This window comes from Amycolatopsis sp. NBC_00355 (genome assembly GCF_036104975.1).
Lineage (GTDB): Bacteria > Actinomycetota > Actinomycetes > Mycobacteriales > Pseudonocardiaceae > Amycolatopsis.
Window position 1 is genome coordinate 3,535,426 of sequence record NZ_CP107982.1, and the last position, 17,145, is coordinate 3,552,570.

Consider the following 17,145-nt stretch of genomic DNA (forward strand, 5'->3'; position numbering starts at 1 on the left):
GGGCCGAGTTGTCCACATTCCGAACCGTCTGTGGATGACTCGGCTCACGGCAGCAGCGTCACCGTCACCGAGCGGGTCGGGCCCACGTTGCCCGCCGCGTCGATCGAGCGGTACTCGATGCGGTGGTGGCCGTAACCCGGCGTGCGGGACGAGAACGGCGAGACCGTCAGGCCGCCCGGGCCGAGGTTGCCGTACGCCAGGCCGTCGATCTCCGTGCCGCGCGGGGTGAACAGGTACGGCGCGTTCGGGTCCGTCGGCCAGCCGAAGTACTTGTGCCAGCCGTCGCCGTCCACGCGGAACTCCGGCATTCCGTCGGACGATGTCAGGCGCATCGTGAACGAACCGTGGTACTCGCGCCCGGGCGGCAGCTCGGCCGTCGTCGTCGGGCCCGACGCGTCCACCGCCCAGGTCAGCGTCGTGCCGCCGGTGGTCGCCGTGAGCGTGTGCGCGCCGGATGCCGAGTGCAGCGCGAAGTCCGGGCCGCTGCCGGCCGGGCGGCCGTCGAGCTTCCACGACACCGGCGGGATCGAGCCGGTCGGCTCGCCCGTCTCGACGTAGACGACGTCGTGCCCGCCGACCGGCAGCGAGGTCGGCGTCGACCCCACGACCGCGGGGCCGCCGGAAGGCGCGGTGGTCACCGACGTGTCGACCGTCCACGTACGGGTCGCCGTGGGCCGGGCCGCCGGGTCGCGGACGAACGACGTCGGGTCGGTCACCTTCGCCGTCAGCGTGTGCCGTCCCGGCGCTACGTGGGCCTGCCGCAGGTCGAGCGCGTCGGAACCGCGCACCGGACGGCCGTCGAGGGTCCAGGTGACGTCGAGGCGGTGGTCGACCGGGTGCATCGTGCGGACCCACACGACGCGGTCGGCGCCGATCGTGCCCGCCGGGGTCCCGTCGCCGAGCAGCGGCACCTTCGCGGAGATCCGCTGGGTCATCCGTTCGCGGCCGACCTGGTCGTAGGCGTAACCGAGGGTCTTCATCATCGAGTGCGCGCTGGGCCGCCAGACGCCGGTCTGCGTGTAGAGCCCGCCTTCGTAACGCCCGATCGTGCCGCCGGACGCGCTGGGTTCGCCGAGCCACCGATACCACTTCGCGTGCTGGTCGCGCATCTGCCGCTCGGTCAGCGTGGTGTGGTGGATCGACGCGGGCTCGCCGCCTTCGTACGCCCCGCCCGGAACATTGCGCGCGTAGTAGTCGTACTCGTCGTCCAGTCCGCCGAGCGAGTGGCCGAGTTCGTGCGGGGAGATCAGCGCCGACAGCGCGTTCCCGCCGGACGCCGTCGCGTACGTGCCACCCGCGCCGCCGTAGGTTTCGCTGTTGCCCAGCGCGAGGATCTGCCGGTTGGCCTTGGTCGTGCCGGGCACGAGGTCGGCGTACCGCTGGGCGGCCGCGTCGTCGACGGTCAGCAGCCGCTGCACGCTCCCGGCGTCACAACCACCCCAGAACCCCATGTTCAGCGGCGTGTTCCGCTGCGGCGCGTCCAGCCCCGGGTCACAGTCCACACCGGACTCGGGCGAGGCGATGGACACGGCGTAGACGTTGAAGTAGCTGCGGTAGGACTTGAACGGCTCGAGCGACCAGAGCGTGTTCATGTGCCGCGCGACGTCCGCGTGGAACTTCGGCTGCTCGGCGGCCGTGTAACCGTCGCCGAGGACGACGAGGTTGAACCGCTGCGCGACCGGCCCGGTCACCTGGACTTCGGTGACGGTGCCCGCGGGTTCGTCGGCGCGCGCCGGGGTGGCGACCCCCACCAGCAGCAGCACCACCGCGACGAGACCGGCCCAGTTCCGCATGCGGCTTTCCCCTTCATCGGCAGGTTGCCGTTGTACCGCAATGCTTTCCCCACCGGAACCCCCGGAAGTCGGGCAGCGTTACAGGGCGTTATACGGGGAGCCACGATCCGTCGAGAGGGACGCCGGCGGCCGCGGCGATCCGCGCGCGGGAGCGCAGCGTGCGTTCCCGCAGCTCGTCGAGGTCGACGCCGACCAGCACACCACCGCGTTTGACGACTTCGCCGGCGACGAGCACCGTGTCGACGAGTCCCGGATGTCCGGCGGACAGGATCGCGCCGACCGGGTGGTTGACCGGGAACAGCGTCAGGTCGTCGGCGCGCAGCAGCACGAGGTCGGCCTGTTTGCCCGGGGTGATGCTGCCGATCCGGTCGCCGAGCCCGAGGGCGCGGGCGCCGTCGAGGGTGGCGAATTCGAGCACGTCGCGGGCGGTCAGCGACGGCGGCCTGCCCTGGGCCGTGTCGAGTCCGCGCTGCACGCCGAGCGCGGTGCGCATGGTCGAGAACATGTCGCCGCCGGCCGACAGGCAGTCGTCGACGGACAGCGTCGGCCGGATGCCCGCGGCGAGCATCCGGCCGGTTTCCGGCCAGCCGAAGCCCATCTTCAGTTCGACGTCGGGGCTGATCGACACCGAACAGCCCGCGTCGGCCAGCATCGCCAGCTCGTCGTCGTCGAGGCCGTTGCCGTGCACGATCGTCGTCCGGTCGTCGAGCAACCCGTGCTCCCCCATGGCGGCGACCGGCCGGCGGCCGGCACGGACGTGGGCGTGCACGCTGACCCGGAGCCCGAGATCGCGGGCCGCGGCGACGTCGGCGGCGGTGTTCTCGATGCTGGTCCGCTGCGGGCCGCGCAGACCCGCCGCCATCGTCACCAGAGCGTCGTCACCGGGGACCCGGTCGCGCATCCGGGCGAGTTCGGCGGCGACCGGGCCGTCCGCGGCAACACCCGCGCCGTAACAGAAAACACTGCGTCCGGGCGTCCGACCGAGCGCGTCGAGGGCCGCGTCGCCGTGCGCGGGGGTGTCGGTGCAGTGGCACCAGTCCAGCAGGGTGGTGACGCCCGAGTGCAGCGCTTCCAGGCGGCCGAGCCGGGTACCGACGTACACGTCCTCCGGCCGGTGGAGCGGCCGCAGCACGCCGTGCGTCGCCCGGCCGTACTCGGCGAACGTCCAGTCCGCGCCGAGCCCGCGGAACACCGCCTGCCAGGTGTGCCGGTGGGTGTCGACAAAACCGGGCAGCACCAGCATTCCCGTCGCGTCGAGGATGTCCGCGTCCGGCGCGTCGAGGCGCTCGCCGACGGCGCGGATCCGGCCGTCCTCGACGAGCACGTCGCCGCGCGGCAGATCACCGATCGCCCGGTCGACGCTGAGCACCGTGCCGCCGCGCACCAGAGTTCCCATGGTTCCCTCTTCCGTTAGTTGACGCGTCAACTGTAGGACGCACGCAGTTGACGCGTCAACTTTCGGGTACGCTCCGGTCATGACCGAGTCGCTGGCCCCCGACGAGTGGGAGTTCTGGCACGCCTGGACGCAGGCCCAGCGCCTGCTCGCCCGCGAGCTCGACCGCGGCCTGCAACGCGACTCCGGCATTTCGAAGGCCGAGTTCAGCGTGCTGATGACCCTGCACCGCGCTCCCGGCCACGAGCTGCGCGTCAGCGAACTCGGCGCGTCCCTCGACTGGGAGAAGAGCCGCGTGTCGCACCAGCTGACCCGGATGGAGCACCGCGGTTTCGTGGCGCGGACGGAGTCCGGGACCGGCGGCCGCCGCACGCGGGTCGGGCTGACCGCCGAAGGCGACCGCGCCGCGCGGGCCGCCGTCGCCGGGCACGCCGGCAACATCCGCCGCTACTTCCTCGACACCCTCACGCCCGAGCAGGCCACCGCCATCCGGGCCTGGAGTGAGCAATTGGCCGGCCACCTGGAGCCGTGACGCCCGCGCCGCGCCGTCGTCACGCGCGGGTCAGGCGGTACCAGACCTCGGGCCGGCCGACCTGGCCGTAGCGCGGCTCGCGGTGCGCCATCCCGTTGTCCGCCAGGTACTCCAGGTACCGGCGGGCCGTGACGCGGGACGCGCCGATCGCCGCGGCCGCCGCACCGGCGGACAGGCCTTCCGCCGCGCCGCCCAAGGCGTCGGTGATCGCCTCCAGGGTCCGGACGCTCATGCCTTTCGGCAGCGGTGGCTGCTCGGTCGTGCGCAGGGTTCCCAGGGCGCGGTCGATCTCGGCCTGGCCGGAGACCTCGCCGGACGCGTCGCGGAATTCGGTGTAGCGCTCCAGTTTTTCGCGCAGGGTGGCGAAAGTGAACGGCTTGAGCAGGTACTGCACCACACCGACCGACACGGCGGCCTTCACCAGGCCGAGGTCGCGCGCCGACGTCACGGCGATGACGTCGATCGGCAGCCCGGCCGCGCGCAGCGAGCGGCAGACCGCGAGGCCGTGGGTGTCCGGGAGGTAGAAGTCCAGCAGTACCAGGTCGACCGGCTCGCGTTCGCAGAACCGCAGCGCGTCGCCGCCGGAATGGACCACGCCCGCCACGGAAAACCCGGAGAGCCGTTCGACGTAGACGCGGTGCGCCTCGGCGGCCACCGGTTCGTCCTCCACCACCAGTACCCGGATCACCGGTCCGCCTCCTGCCGCGGGAGCCGCACGGTGAACACCGCGCCGCCGTCCCGCCCGACCTCGACCGTACCGCCGTAGCGGCGCACCGCCTGCCCGACGAGCGCCAGCCCGAGCCCGTGACCCTCCCCCGCCTTCGTCGACCAGCCGCGGCGGAAGACGTCGGCGTCGTCGGGGACGCCCGGTCCGGTGTCGGCGACGCGCAGCAGCAGTTCGTCCACGTCGGACCGGGCGGTGACGACCACCGCGGGCCGGCCGGAGCCGTGGCCCGCGGCGTCGATGCCGTTGTCGATCAGGTTGCCGAGGATGGTGACGAGGTCGCGCGCGGCGACACCGTGGGTCGCGTCGTCGATCATCGTGTCCGGCGTGATCGTCAGCTCCACCCCGCGTTCGCTCGCCTCGGCCGCCTTGCCCAGCAACAGCGCGGCGAGCACCGGTTCGGCGACGGCGCCGACGACGCGGTCGGTCAGTTCCTGCGCGAGGGCGAGCTCGGCCGTCGCGAACTCGACGGCCTGCTCGGGTTTGCCGATCTCCACCAAGGAAACCACGGTGTGCAACCGGTTCGCGGCCTCGTGCGCCTGCGACCGCAACGCCTCCGCGAGACCGCGGGCGGTGGTCAGCTCCCCGGTCAGCGTCTGCAGTTCGGTGTGGTCGCGCAGGACCACGACGGTGCCCTGCGCCCGGCCGCCCGCGCGGACGGCGGTCGTGCTGACCAGCAGCACCCGCGCGTCGGTCAGGTGCAGTTCCTCGGCGCGGGTTTCGGCCGAGCCGAAGGCCGTCACCAGTTCGCCGGGCAGGCCCAGCGCGGTCAGCTCCCGGCCGGCCGGATCGGCGTCGAGTCCGAGCAGGACACGCGCGCCGTCGTTGCACAGCCCGATCCGCCCGTCGCGCCCCACCAGCAGCACGCCTTCGCGGACCGAATGCAACACGGCTTCGTGGTACTCGAACAGGTTGCTCAGCTCGCCGGGCGCGATCCCGCGCGTCTGGCGTCGCAGCCGGGCGCTGATCAGCCAGCCGCCGAGCGCGCCCACCAGCAACACCGCGCCCGCGACGCCGAACAGCGGCCAGAGCCGTTCGCGCAGCTCGGCCGAGATCGCCGCGACGGTGATCCCGACGGCGACCAGCGCGATCACCCGCTGCCCCGGGCCGAACACCGGCACCACCGTCCGGATCGACGGGCCGAGGGAGCCGGTGTAGGTCTCCGTGTACGGCTGCCCGCCCTGCGCTTGCGCGATGTTCCCGATGTAGTGCTGCCCGATCAAGGCCGGGTTCGGGTGGGTGAAGCGGATCCCGGCCGGGCTCATGATCGTGATGAAGTCGACGCCGGTGTCGGCCTGCACCTCCAGTGCGAACGGCTGCAGCGTGACGCTCGGGTCCGGCGTGTCCACCGCGGCGATGACGGACGGCGCGTCGGCCACCGTCGCGGCGACGGCGCGTACCTGGTCCTTGGCGTTCTGGTCGGTCGCCCGCGACGCGTCGAGGTAGGCGAACGTGATCCCGGCGCCGGCGAGCACGCAGAGCACCACCAGCTGCAGCACGAGCAGCTGGCGCGCCAGGCTCCAGCGGGACGACGTCGGGGACACCTCCTCATACCAGCACACCGGCGCCCGGGTGTCCGAACGGGACGGTGCGATCATCGCGCGAACTCAATGAACACAAGTGAGCCGGGTCACCTCGGTGGGCCTACAGTGTGCCGCAACCTGGAACACCCCTGAGCTGGAGGCAACGGTGCCGACCCCACCGACAACCGAGGAGACCCCGCGCAAGCGGGACAAGACCCACTACCTGTACCTGGCCGTGATCGTCGCGGTGGCACTCGGGATCCTGGTGGGTTTCCTGTTCCCCGGCTTCGCCAAGGGCCTCAAGCCCCTCGGTGACGGCTTCGTCAACCTGATCAAGATGATGATCACGCCGATCATCTTCTGCACCATCGTGATCGGCGTCGGCTCGGTCGCGAAGGCGGCCAAGGTCGGCAAGGTCGGTCTGATGGCCTTGTTCTACTTCATCATCATGTCGACCTTCGCCCTGGCGATCGGCCTGGTCGTCGGCAACATCCTGCACCCGGGCACCGGCCTGCACCTCAACCCGGCCGACGTGAAGAGCGTCCAGAAGTCCGCCACCGGCGCCGAAGGCCCGGTCGACTTCCTGCTCGGCATCATCCCGAAGACGTTCGTCTCGGCCTTCACCGACGGTGAGGTCCTGCAGGCGCTGCTGGTCGCGCTGTTCGTCGGGTTCGCGCTGCAGAAGCTGGGCCCGAAGGGCGCCCCGATCCTGCGCGGCATCGAGCACATCCAGCGTCTGGTGTTCCGCGTCCTGTCCATGATCATGTGGGCCGCCCCGATCGGCGCGTTCGGCGCCATCGCCGCGGTGGTCGGCGCGACCGGCTGGGCCGCGTTGAAGAGCCTCGCGGTGATCATGATCGGCTTCTACGCCACCTGCCTGATCTTCGTGTTCGTGATCCTCGGGATCGTGCTGTGGCTCGGTGCCCGCGTGTTCATCTGGAACCTGCTGCGCTACCTCGGGCGCGAGTTCCTGCTGATCCTCTCGACGTCGTCCTCGGAGTCGGCGCTGCCGCGGCTGATCGCGAAGATGGAGCACGTCGGCGTCAGCAAGTCGGTCGTCGGCATCACGGTGCCGACCGGGTACTCGTTCAACCTGGACGGCACCGCGATCTACCTGACCATGGCGACGCTGTTCATCGCCGCCGCACAGGACGAACCGCTGTCGATCGGTGAGCAGATCGGCCTGCTGGCCTTCATGATCATCGCTTCGAAGGGCGCGGCGGGCGTCAGCGGCTCGGGTATCGCGACGCTGGCTTCCGGCCTGCAGTCGCACCGGCCGGAGCTGGTCAACGGCGTCGGCTTCATCCTCGGCATCGACCGGTTCATGTCGGAGGCCCGCGCGCTGACGAACTTCGCCGGCAACGCCGTCGCGACCGTCCTCATCGGAAACTGGACGAAGGAGTTCGACCGGGAGAAGGCCCAGCGCGTGTTCGCCGGGCAGGAACCCTTCGACGAGGCGACCATGCTCGACGAGCACAGCCACGCGGCCGGCACCGACGACATGGACGACGCCGCCAAGGAACCCGCGAGGTAACCCCCAGACGTTCGTGCTCATGCCCCCGCTGAGCACGAGCCACACGGGCCGCGGTGCGAGTTTCCCCGACTTCGCACCGCGGCCCGTTCCACGTCCCGAAGGCGTCACTTTCGGCGAGAAAGATGCGTCTGAGGGCCCCCGGGACGGAGCTTTCCCTAGGAAAGATGCATCGCCTCACGCGAACTTCACACGGGCGGGGAGATCTTTCAGCAGGCGGCGTGGCCGTCGTAGACGACGCGGGCCGCTGCGATCGACTCGCGGTGCCGCTCCGCCCAGCCGAGCAGGCCGTTCAGGGACTGGTACAGCTCCTTCGCCATCGGCGTGGCCTCGTACTCCACGCGCGGCGGGACCGTCGGGTAGACCGTGCGCACCAGCAGGCCGTCACGCTCGAGGTTGCGCAGGGTCAGCGTCAGCATCCGGCGGCTGATGCCCTCGACCGAGCGCTCCAGCTCGGTGAACCGCACCGGGCCGCGCATGGCCTCCAGCAGGATGCCGATCGCCCACTTCCCGCTGACCCGGTTGATGACCTCGAGCAGCGTGCAGGCGTCGAGTTTTTCCGGGTCCACCTCCGCTGCCTGGACAGGTACATCGATGTTCCCCTGGGACATGGAAGTGCCTCCTTCACGGCGCACCCATGGTCACACATGATGGGCACTGTTACAAGAAGTGCCCTGGAGACGACCAGGGGAAACGCGCGACTGGAGGGGCCTGACATGGCCGAGAACCAACCCACCCGATCCCGCGGCCTCGCCTTGGCGGTGCTGTGCGCCGCGTCGCTGATGGTCGTGCTCGACAGCAGCATCGTCGCGGTGGCGCTGCCCGCGATCCAGGCCGACCTCGGCTTCACGCCCGCCGGGCTCGCCTGGGTGGTCACCGCCTACCTGGTCGCCTTCGGCGGCCTGCTCCTGCTGTCGGGGCGGCTCGGCGACCTGCTCGGCCGCCGCCGGGTGTTCCTCGGCGGGCTGGGCCTGTTCACCGCGGCGTCGCTGGCCGCCGGCCTCGCGGACAACGCGGCCGTCCTGGTCGTCTCGCGGTTCGTGCAGGGCGTCGGCGGCGCGCTGGCGTCGGCCGTGGTGCTCGGCATGATCGTCACGATGTACCCGGAGCCGCGGGCCCGGGCCAAGGCGATCGGCGTCTACAGCTTCACGCAAGCCGCGGGCGCGTCCATCGGGCTCATCGCGGGCGGCGCCCTGACCCAGGCGCTGAGCTGGCACTGGACGTTCTACGTCAACCTGCCGATCGGCGCCGTCGCGCTGGTGCTGGCCGTCCGCGTGGTCGAGGCGGACCGCGGCACCGGCCTGCGGGCAGGCCTGGACGCGCTCGGCGCGGTGCTGGTCACCGCCGCCGTGATGCTCGGCGTCTACGGGATCACGGCCGCGGCCTGGGGTGCGCTGGCCGGGTCCGGCGTCCTGCTGGCCGCGTTCGTGGTGCGGCAGGCGAAGGCCCGCACACCGCTGCTGCCGCTGCGGCTGTTCCGGAACCGCGCGGTCACCGGCGCCAACCTGGTGATGGTCCTGATGGTCGCCGGGATGCTCGGCTTCCAGTTCGTCACCGCGCTGTACCTGCAGCAGGTGCTCGGCCTCGACGCGCTGCGCACCGGCGTCGCGTTCCTGCCGGTGCCGGTGGTGATCGCGGTCGCCTCGCTCGGCTTCGCGGGCCGGCTCGCGGCCCGGTTCGGCCCGCGGGTGGCCCTGCTGTCCGGCCTCGGCCTGGTGATCGCCGGCCTGCTCCTGCTCACCCGGGTTTCCGTGCGGGGCAACTACTTCACCGACGTCCTGCCGCCGTTGCTGATCATGGGTCTCGGCGCCGGCGTGGCGATCCCCGCGTTGATGGGCCTGGCGATGACGGACGTCGCGCCGGAGGACTCGGGGGTCGCGTCCGGGCTGATCAACACCACGCAGCAGGCAGGTGCGGCGATCGGCACGGCGGTGCTCGCCACGGTGGCCGCGTCCCGCACGGCGAGTCTGGGTTCGGTGGACCACCGCGAGGCGCTGGCGTCGGGCTTCCGGCTGGCCTACGGGACGAGCGCGGGATTCCTGATCGCGGCGATCGCGCTCGGCGCGGCGGTGCTGGCCCGCCGGTCCCGGCGAACCGCCGCCGAACGGGAAGTGTGCGTCGCCGGTTCCGCGTGATCAGGAAGCCGACACGCGTGATCGGGGCGACGACACGGGTTCTCCCGGCCGTGCCGCCGTCCCGCTCACGCGAGGTAGGTGCTCAGACCCCGGTGACCCCGGCGCATCATCAGCGCGTGGTTCACGCGGAAGAGTGGCCGGGCGACCACGTCCAGCCGCCGCAGCAACGCCTTGCGCGCGTGGACGTCCTGGGTGATCTCCAGCAGCGTCCCCGCGCCCGACGCGCGGACCGTGCCGGCCAGCACCCCTTCGAGGTCTCCGCTGAGCCTGACCCGCATCAGGCCCGCCCGCTCGTCCTGGTGGTCGCGGTGCATCCGGACGACCAGCAGGAACGGGAGCCGCGAGCGGCAGACCAGTTCGGCGGTGTCGTCGTCCACCCGGCGCACCGTGCGGACGTCCGACCACCACCGCGGGTAGCCGGCGAGGTCGATGACCGCGCCGAACACCCGCTCGGGCGCGGTACCGGGCAGCAGCCAGGAGCTGCGGAACCGGTAGCGCGCGCCCGTCACGGCCTCACACCTGGGCCGAGACCAGCTTCCGGCCGTCCACCGTGACGATGTCGACCGACTTCACGTCGTCGGGCGCGACCAGCGCGGACCCGTCGAGCGAGAAGCCCTGGCTCTCCCATTTCTCGGACACTTTCCAGCTGCCCGCGGTGACCGCCTGGCCGTTCTTCGTCACGACCTGCAGCAGGCACTGCTCCCCGGCCTTGACGCCCTTGACCGCGACGTTGACCTTGACCCAGCCCGCGAAGGGCGCCACCGACGCGGCCAGCTGCACGCCGGTCGTCGGATCCCGCCCTTCGACGTTCTTCGTGCCGGGCACGTCCGACCCGGGGGCCGCGATCCCGCCGCCGCTGTCCGTGGGCGCCGTCTGCCGGCCCACGAGCACCCCGCCACCGAGCGCGGCCACCACCAGCACCGCCGCCGCGACCAGGGCGAGGCCCCGGCGGGACGTCGGCCGGGACGCGGTCCGCGCCGGCGCCGCCGTCTCCTCTTCGCGCATCCGGCGGAGGGTCTTCTGCAGCAGCAGATCCCCACCCTCCGGAGGCCCGTCGAGGAACGCCTCGGGCGGTACCTCGTCGAGTGACTCGCGCAGCGCCACGAGCTCGTTCAGGTCGAACCGGCACTGAGCGCAGGTCTGCAGGTGCCGGCGTTCGAAGTCGGCCGCCTCCGCCGGGTCGAGCGCCCCGAGGGCGTACGCGCCGAGCTGAGTGTGTGTTTCGTCCACCGCGTTCATCGCGCCACCTCCGTTCCGCTCGAGATCATCGCGGCTCTGAGAGCCCTGAGTGCGTAGTACGACCTTGATTTCACGGTACCCGGTGCGACGCCCAGTGTTCTCGCCGCTTCGGCCACCGTCCGTCCCCGGTAGTAGATCTCCACCAGGACCTCTCGATGTTCATTGGACAATCCGTCCATCGCGCCGAGCACCGTCATCGAATCGACCACGCCCTGGGCGTGATCGCGTTCGACGGACGGCGTCGGAACGCCTTCGGCCGGTTCGGCCACCTCCTGTGGCCGTGCCGCCCGGGCTCGTGCCCGGTCGGTGACCAGGTTGCGCGCGACGGTCAGCAACCAGCCGCGCACCGAGCCCTTCCCGTCGTTCTGCAGGTCGTCGGCGTGTTTCCACGCCCGTACCAGCGTCTCCTGGACTACGTCCTCGGCTGCCGCACGATCACCGGTCAGCCTCGTCGCGTAGGCCAGCAGGCTTCGCCCGTGTTCGGCGTAAAGCTGCCGAATCAGGTCTTCGCCCTTGGCCTTCTTCGGCCGCCTGCCTCCGATCGCCACCCTCGTCCTCCCGACGGTGTTCTGAGTCGGCGAGGACAGTACTGCAACCCGCAGCGCCACCGGCGGTGCGTGGGTCGAGCGCAGCGCGACCATGGTGTTCATCGGCTGCCCGTCCTTCCTCGTTTGCCCGGAAACCGTCTGGGGTCAGGAGCCGGCGGCGGCCGGCGCGGTGATCTTGCTGCCGTCCGGCGCGACGGCGAACCAGGCACCGTTGACGCCCTGGCCGTTCGCCTGCCCCTCCGCCTTGTCGCCCGAGAACTCGTAGAGCGGCCAGCCGTTCAGCGTGAGCTGCTTGCTGCCGTCCTTGCGGGTCAGCGTGCCGACCTGGGTGTCCTGGATGCCCTTGAGCATCGGCGGGGCCTCACCGGCGAGCACCGGCGGCCAGGTGGCCGCGCACTCACCGTCGCAGGTGGACGTCGGCGGCTGCGACAGGTCCTTGTCGAACCGGTACAGCGTCTTGTCGGAGGCGTCCGTGACGACCGCGCCGACTCCCGCCACCGTGGCGGCGGCCAGCATCACGTGCCCGGGCTGGCCGTGTTCCGGCCCCACGGCCCCCGAGGCCATGTCGCCGCAGGCCGACAGCGGGGCCACGACAGCGAATGCGGCAGCGCAGACGACGGCCGTCCGGATACGGTTCATCACGTTCTTCTCCTCGGTGAGGGCGGCACCGCCGTTCAGCGGACCTCGACATCCCAGACACGGACGCCCGGCCGAAACGGTTCAGCGGGGATTCGCGCGGTTCGGTGCCGGTTCGCGGACGGATTGGTGTGTTCCGGTGATCGGCACGGTCTTGTCGCCGTGCGGGCGGGTTCCTAAGCTGATCACCGTTCCACCGCCGCCCCCGTCGTCCCGGGAGCCGCCGTGTCCGTGAAACCGCTCCTCTGCGTGGCGCTCCTGGCCGCGGGCTGTGCCGCGGCCGCCCCGGCGCCCTCCTTCACGGCGTCCCTGACGTCTCCCACCGACGTGGTGCTCCACTGGCCGGACGACGACGCGGGCCATCGGGTCGAGTACGCGAACGACCCCGCCGGGCCGTGGACGACGCTGCAGTTCCTGCCGCCGCACACGACGAGCTACCACCACCCGGACCTGATCCCGGAGACGCCGTTCTACTACCGGGAGCAGCCGTTCACCGGCCCGGTGTCGGCGCCGACGACCGCGGGCGCGCCGGCGCCCCCGGACGCGACGGCGCTGCACGCGGTGGCCGACGGCGACACGGTGACGTTCACCTGGGCCGACCACTCGGCGGGCGAGGCCGGGTTCCTGCTGGAGATCCGCCGCCCCGGCGCGCCGGACTTCGACCCGGTCGAGGTGACGGACCCGGACACGACGACGTGCGCCCTCTCCACCCTTCCGGGTGAACAGGGCGCCGCCTACCGCCTGCGGGCGCTGCGCTACGGGCCGCTCTCGCCGGTGGTCCACCAGACCACCGGCAAGCAGCGGTGAGCCCTACTCGGCCGCGAGGACGTGGCGCAGGAACTCGCCCGTGTAGCTCGCCTCGACCCCGGCCACGTGCTCGGGCGTGCCCTCGGCGATCACCGTGCCACCGCCGTTGCCGCCCTCGGGGCCCATGTCGATGATCCAGTCGGACGTCTTGATCACGTCGAGGTTGTGCTCGATCACGATCACCGAGTTGCCCTTGTCGACCAGCCCGTTGATCACGCCGATGAGCTTGTTGATGTCTTCGAAGTGCAGGCCGGTGGTCGGCTCGTCGAGGATGTAGACCGTCTTGCCGGTCGAGCGCTTCTGCAGCTCACTGGCCAGCTTGACGCGCTGCGCCTCACCGCCGGAGAGCGTCGGCGCCGGCTGGCCGAGGCGGACGTAGCCGAGGCCGACGTCGACCAGCGTCTGCAGGTGCCGGTGGATCGCCTTGATCGGCTCGAAGAACTGCGCCGCCTCTTCGATCGGCATGTCGAGCACGTCCGAGACGGTCTTGCCCTTGTAGTGCACCTCGAGGGTCTCGCGGTTGTACCGCGCGCCCTTGCAGACCTCGCACGGGACGTAGACGTCCGGCAGGAAGTTCATCTCGATCTTGATCGTGCCGTCGCCGGCGCACGCCTCGCAGCGGCCGCCCTTGACGTTGAACGAGAACCGGCCCTGCTGGTAGCCGCGGACCTTGGCCTCGGTGGTCGCCGCGAACAGCTTGCGGACGTGGTCCCAGACGCCGGTGTAGGTGGCCGGGTTGGACCGCGGGGTCCGCCCGATCGGCGACTGGTCGACGCGCACCAGCTTGTCGACCTGGGCCAGGCCGTTGACCCGGGTGTGCCGGCCCGGCACCTGGCGGGCGCCGTTGAGCTTGTTCGCCAGCACGGTCGCGAGGATGTCGTTCACCAGCGTCGACTTGCCCGAGCCGGAGACACCGGTGACCGAGACCAGGGCGCCGAGCGGGAACGACACGTCCAGCGCCCGCAGGTTGTGCTCACGCGCGCCCACGACGGTCAGCTGCCGCTTCTTGTCGATCGGCCGCCGGATCGCCGGGACGTCGATCCTGCGGCGCCCGGACAGGTACGCCCCGGTGATCGAGTCCTTGTTCTTCAGCATCTTCTTGTACGGTCCACTGTGGACGATGTGGCCGCCGTGCTCGCCGGCGCCCGGGCCGATGTCGACCACCCAGTCACTGGAGCGGATGGTGTCCTCGTCGTGCTCGACGACGATCAGCGTGTTGCCCAGGTTCCGCAGCCGGGTCAGCGTCTCGATCAGCCGGTGGTTGTCGCGCTGGTGCAGGCCGATCGACGGCTCGTCCAGCACGTACAGCACGCCGACCAGGCCGGAGCCGATCTGGGTGGCGAGCCGGATGCGCTGCGCCTCACCGCCGGACAGCGTCGCCGACCCCCGGTCGAGCGAGAGGTAGGTCAGGCCGACGTCGAGCAGGAAGCGCAGGCGGGCCTGGATCTCCTTGAGCACCGCCCCGGCGATCATCGACTCGCGCTGCCCGAGCTCCAGCTCGTCGAGGAACTGCGACGCCTCGGCGATGGACAGCCCGCAGACCTCGGCGATCGACATGTCACCGCGGGTCTTGTGCTGCAGCGTGACGGCGAGGATCTCCGGCTTGAGCCGGGTGCCCTGGCAGGTCGGGCACGGCACCTCGCGCATGTAGCCCTCGTACCGCTCGCGCATGTACTCGGACTCGGTCTGCTCCTGGCGCCGTTCGAGGAACGGGATGACACCCTCGAAGTTCGCGTAGTACGACCGCTGGCGGCCGTAACGGTTCTTGTAGCGGACGTGCACCTGCTCGTCGACGCCGTGCAGCACCGCCTTCTGGGCGCGCGCGGGCAGCTTGCGCCACGCCGTGTCCATCCGGAAGCCGATGGTCTCCGACAGCGACTCGAGCAGCCGGACGAAGTAGTCCGCGCTCTGCCCGCCGGCCCACGGCGCGATCGCGCCCTCGGCCAGCGACAGCTCGTCGTCCGGCACCACCAGCTCCGGGTCGACCTCCTTGCGGATGCCGATGCCGGTGCAGACCGGGCACGCGCCGTAGGGCGAGTTGAACGAGAACGAGCGGGGCTCGAGGTCCTCGATGGCCAGCGGGTGGCCGTTCGGGCAGGCCAGGTTCTCGGAGAAGCCGCGGATCCGCTGCGGGTCGTTCTCCGGCAGGTCGACGAACTCGAGCTCGATCAGCCCGTCGGCCAGCCGCAGCGCCGTCTCGACCGAGTCGGTGAGCCGCTGGCGTGAGCTCGACTTCACGCTCAGCCGGTCGATCACCACGCCGATCTGGTGCTTTTCCTGCTTCTTCAGCTTCGGCGGGTCGGTGAGCGCGTGCACCGTGCCGTCCACGACCACGCGCGCGTACCCCTGCTGCTGCAGGTTCTCGAACAGGTCGACGTACTCGCCCTTGCGGCCGCGCACGACCGGCGCGAGCACCTGGAAGCGGACGCCCTCGTCCATCTCCAGCACCTGGTCGACGATCTGCTGCGGGGTCTGCTTGCTGATCGGCTCGCCGCACTTGGGGCAGTGGGCCTTGCCGGCGCGGGCGTAGAGCAGGCGGAGGTAGTCGTAGACCTCGGTGATCGTGCCCACGGTCGAGCGCGGGTTGCGCGAGGTGGACTTCTGGTCGATCGACACCGCGGGCGAGAGGCCCTCGATGAAGTCGACGTCCGGCTTGTCCATCTGCCCCAGGAACTGGCGGGCGTACGCGGACAGCGACTCGACGTACCGGCGCTGCCCCTCGGCGAAGATGGTGTCGAAGGCGAGGCTCGACTTCCCGGACCCGGACAGACCCGTGAACACGATCAGGCTGTCGCGGGGCAGGTCGAGATCCACGCCGCGGAGGTTGTGCTCGCGGGCGCCGCGAACAACGAGGCGATCAGCCACGCCAGGGTCCCTTCAGTGTCGTTCTCAGCTGGTTGCCGGCCCGGGCCAGAAGGTGCACGGGCGGCCGCGTCCATGCTACGAGCCACCACCGACAGAAACCGGCTCCGAGCCTGTGACCTGCGGTTCTGTCGCCTTGCGGCGGGTGAGCCACCGGTGGACCGGCCGCTCCACCCAGGACGTGACCGCCCAGCCGCCCAGTACGACGGCGGCGACGACCACCGGGAGCCGGAACCAGCCGGGGAGACCGAGGTCGATGAGTGCGCGGGCCAGGATGTAACCCAGTTCCTGGTGTACCAGATAAAGACCATACGACGTGCCCGCGAGCCACGTGACAGCCGGGGCGATCCGCGCGAGGCCGGGGAACCGCCAGTCGGGCCCGCGCGCGGCCAGGCACACCAGCAGCAGGAGCACGGCGAACCCGATCGTGGAGGGCCAGCGCTCGGCGTCCTGCGGCAGCGCGACGTGGAACGGGAACACCTGCAGGTCCTGCGCCGCGATCGTGGCGGCCACGAAGAGGGCGGCGTGCCAGTGCGCGAGCCTCCCCCGCGACCACAGCCAGAGGGCGGCGCCGATCGCGAAGACGTGCAGGCGGTGCAGGCCCAGGCCGTAGTAGAACGTCTCGACGACGGGGCCGGTGGTCCCCGGGGCGAAGACGAGGAAGCGGAGCGCGAGCGGGACGAGGATCAGCGCCCAGAGCAGGGCGACGGTCAGCCGGTGGGTCCGCCACGACCGCGGCCACAGCAGGGCCGCGCCGGTGAACGCCATCAGCTGCACCGGCAGCGTCCAGTAGGAGCCGTCGAGGTAGTAGAACGTGCCCGAGCGGATGCCCCACTCCTGCACCATGCCGAGGTTGGTGACCAGGTCCAGCCAGGTCGGGATGTACCAGGGCGCGGGGTTCGCCGGCGGGCCCTGCGGCACGCCGAAGAGGAAGCCGGTCACGCCCGGCGGGAACGGCAGCCCGCTGAAGCGGATGGCCGCATACCTCGTCACCAGGTAGGTGACGAGCACCGCGACCAGGTAGGCGGGCACGAGCCGCGCGATCCGGTTCCACAGCCACCGGCGCGGATTGCCCTTGCGGAGGCTCGCGCAAACGAAGAACGCGGAGATCACCAGGAGGATCGCCGCCCCGAACTGCGCGGTCACCCGGAAGGGATACCCCGTGAGTTCGGGGTGCAGAAGTGCACCCTGGTGGGTGACATGGCCGAGGATCACCGCGAGGACGGCGACGACGCGCAGGAGGTCCCAGCTGATCCGGCGTACGCCTCGCACCGGGGGCGGCGTCGGAGTCGTCGGCACGGTCTTCCCAGGGTCGGCACGGGTCGGCGCGGTGGTCGGCCTGCGGGGGCTCCGGCGAGCCTACGGGGCGAGGTGAGCGGGCGCTTGTGCGGGTGGAACCGCTTGCGGTGCCCCGACTACCGT

The 17,145-nt window shown here is 71.2% G+C and carries 15 protein-coding genes; 4 read left to right on the forward strand and 11 right to left on the reverse strand.

Annotated features, from left to right (window positions below; all coding sequences use genetic code 11):
* Positions 1 to 44 precede the first annotated feature (44 nt).
* Complete coding sequence (locus OHS18_RS15140; protein WP_328617480.1) at positions 45 to 1,793, reverse strand: M64 family metallopeptidase; 1,749 nt, start codon at positions 1,791 to 1,793, stop codon at positions 45 to 47.
* Positions 1,794 to 1,881: 88 nt separating this feature from the next.
* Positions 1,882 to 3,189: an amidohydrolase family protein gene (locus tag OHS18_RS15145; RefSeq protein WP_328617481.1), complete on the reverse strand. Its 1,308-nt coding sequence runs from the start codon at positions 3,187 to 3,189 to the stop codon at positions 1,882 to 1,884.
* Positions 3,190 to 3,268: 79 nt separating this feature from the next.
* Between OHS18_RS15145 and OHS18_RS15150 the strand changes: the two genes are divergently transcribed.
* Positions 3,269 to 3,718, forward strand: a complete 450-nt coding sequence (locus tag OHS18_RS15150; protein ID WP_328617482.1) for a MarR family winged helix-turn-helix transcriptional regulator — start codon at positions 3,269 to 3,271, stop codon at positions 3,716 to 3,718.
* A gap of 19 nt (positions 3,719 to 3,737) precedes the next feature.
* On the opposite strand, the gene OHS18_RS15155 is transcribed toward OHS18_RS15150, so the two are convergent.
* Together OHS18_RS15155 and OHS18_RS15160 are read right to left on the reverse strand one after the other, a co-directional pair.
* Entirely contained in the window at positions 3,738 to 4,406 is a 669-nt protein-coding gene (locus OHS18_RS15155) for a response regulator (RefSeq protein ID WP_328617483.1), read from the reverse strand.
* Entirely contained in the window at positions 4,403 to 6,040 is a 1,638-nt protein-coding gene (locus tag OHS18_RS15160; RefSeq protein WP_328617484.1) for a sensor histidine kinase, read from the reverse strand. Before OHS18_RS15160 ends, OHS18_RS15155 begins: the two co-directional genes overlap by 4 nt.
* 91 nt (positions 6,041 to 6,131) lie before the next feature.
* On the opposite strand from OHS18_RS15160, the gene OHS18_RS15165 reads away from it, so the two are divergent.
* Positions 6,132 to 7,499, forward strand: coding sequence for a cation:dicarboxylate symporter family transporter (locus OHS18_RS15165; protein WP_328452244.1), 1,368 nt, complete (start codon positions 6,132 to 6,134; stop codon positions 7,497 to 7,499).
* Between the two features lie 206 nt (positions 7,500 to 7,705).
* Here OHS18_RS15165 and OHS18_RS15170 read toward each other — a convergent pair whose 3' ends face one another.
* Entirely contained in the window at positions 7,706 to 8,107 is a 402-nt protein-coding gene (locus OHS18_RS15170; protein WP_328617485.1) for a winged helix-turn-helix transcriptional regulator, read from the reverse strand.
* Between the two features lie 105 nt (positions 8,108 to 8,212).
* On the opposite strand from OHS18_RS15170, the gene OHS18_RS15175 reads away from it, so the two are divergent.
* A complete protein-coding gene (locus tag OHS18_RS15175) occupies positions 8,213 to 9,631 on the forward strand; it encodes a DHA2 family efflux MFS transporter permease subunit (protein ID WP_328617486.1) in 1,419 nt (472 codons plus the stop codon).
* A 65-nt stretch (positions 9,632 to 9,696) separates the two neighbouring features.
* Here OHS18_RS15175 and OHS18_RS15180 read toward each other — a convergent pair whose 3' ends face one another.
* From OHS18_RS15180 to OHS18_RS15195, 4 genes are all read right to left on the reverse strand, one after another.
* Positions 9,697 to 10,140 (reverse strand): SRPBCC family protein, encoded by a 444-nt coding sequence (locus OHS18_RS15180; protein ID WP_328617487.1) that lies wholly within the window; start codon positions 10,138 to 10,140, stop codon positions 9,697 to 9,699.
* 4 nt (positions 10,141 to 10,144) lie between these two features.
* On the reverse strand, positions 10,145 to 10,870 hold the full coding sequence (locus OHS18_RS15185; RefSeq protein WP_328452237.1) for an anti-sigma factor family protein: 726 nt from the start codon (positions 10,868 to 10,870) through the stop codon (positions 10,145 to 10,147).
* On the reverse strand, positions 10,867 to 11,418 hold the full coding sequence (locus OHS18_RS15190) for a sigma-70 family RNA polymerase sigma factor (protein WP_205661062.1): 552 nt from the start codon (positions 11,416 to 11,418) through the stop codon (positions 10,867 to 10,869). Before OHS18_RS15190 ends, OHS18_RS15185 begins: the two co-directional genes overlap by 4 nt.
* Before the next feature lie 144 nt (positions 11,419 to 11,562).
* Positions 11,563 to 12,057 (reverse strand): COG4315 family predicted lipoprotein, encoded by a 495-nt coding sequence (locus tag OHS18_RS15195; RefSeq protein WP_328458869.1) that lies wholly within the window; start codon positions 12,055 to 12,057, stop codon positions 11,563 to 11,565.
* A 222-nt stretch (positions 12,058 to 12,279) separates the two neighbouring features.
* On the opposite strand from OHS18_RS15195, the gene OHS18_RS15200 reads away from it, so the two are divergent.
* Complete coding sequence (locus tag OHS18_RS15200) at positions 12,280 to 12,861, forward strand: fibronectin type III domain-containing protein (protein WP_328617488.1); 582 nt, start codon at positions 12,280 to 12,282, stop codon at positions 12,859 to 12,861.
* Between the two features lie 3 nt (positions 12,862 to 12,864).
* On the opposite strand, the gene uvrA is transcribed toward OHS18_RS15200, so the two are convergent.
* The gene (uvrA, locus tag OHS18_RS15205; RefSeq protein ID WP_328617489.1) at positions 12,865 to 15,726 is read right to left on the reverse strand and encodes an excinuclease ABC subunit UvrA; all 2,862 of its coding nucleotides are present in this window, start codon (positions 15,724 to 15,726) and stop codon (positions 12,865 to 12,867) included.
* Between the two features lie 75 nt (positions 15,727 to 15,801).
* Complete coding sequence (locus tag OHS18_RS15210; protein WP_328617490.1) at positions 15,802 to 17,022, reverse strand: acyltransferase family protein; 1,221 nt, start codon at positions 17,020 to 17,022, stop codon at positions 15,802 to 15,804.
* Positions 17,023 to 17,145 lie beyond the last annotated feature (123 nt).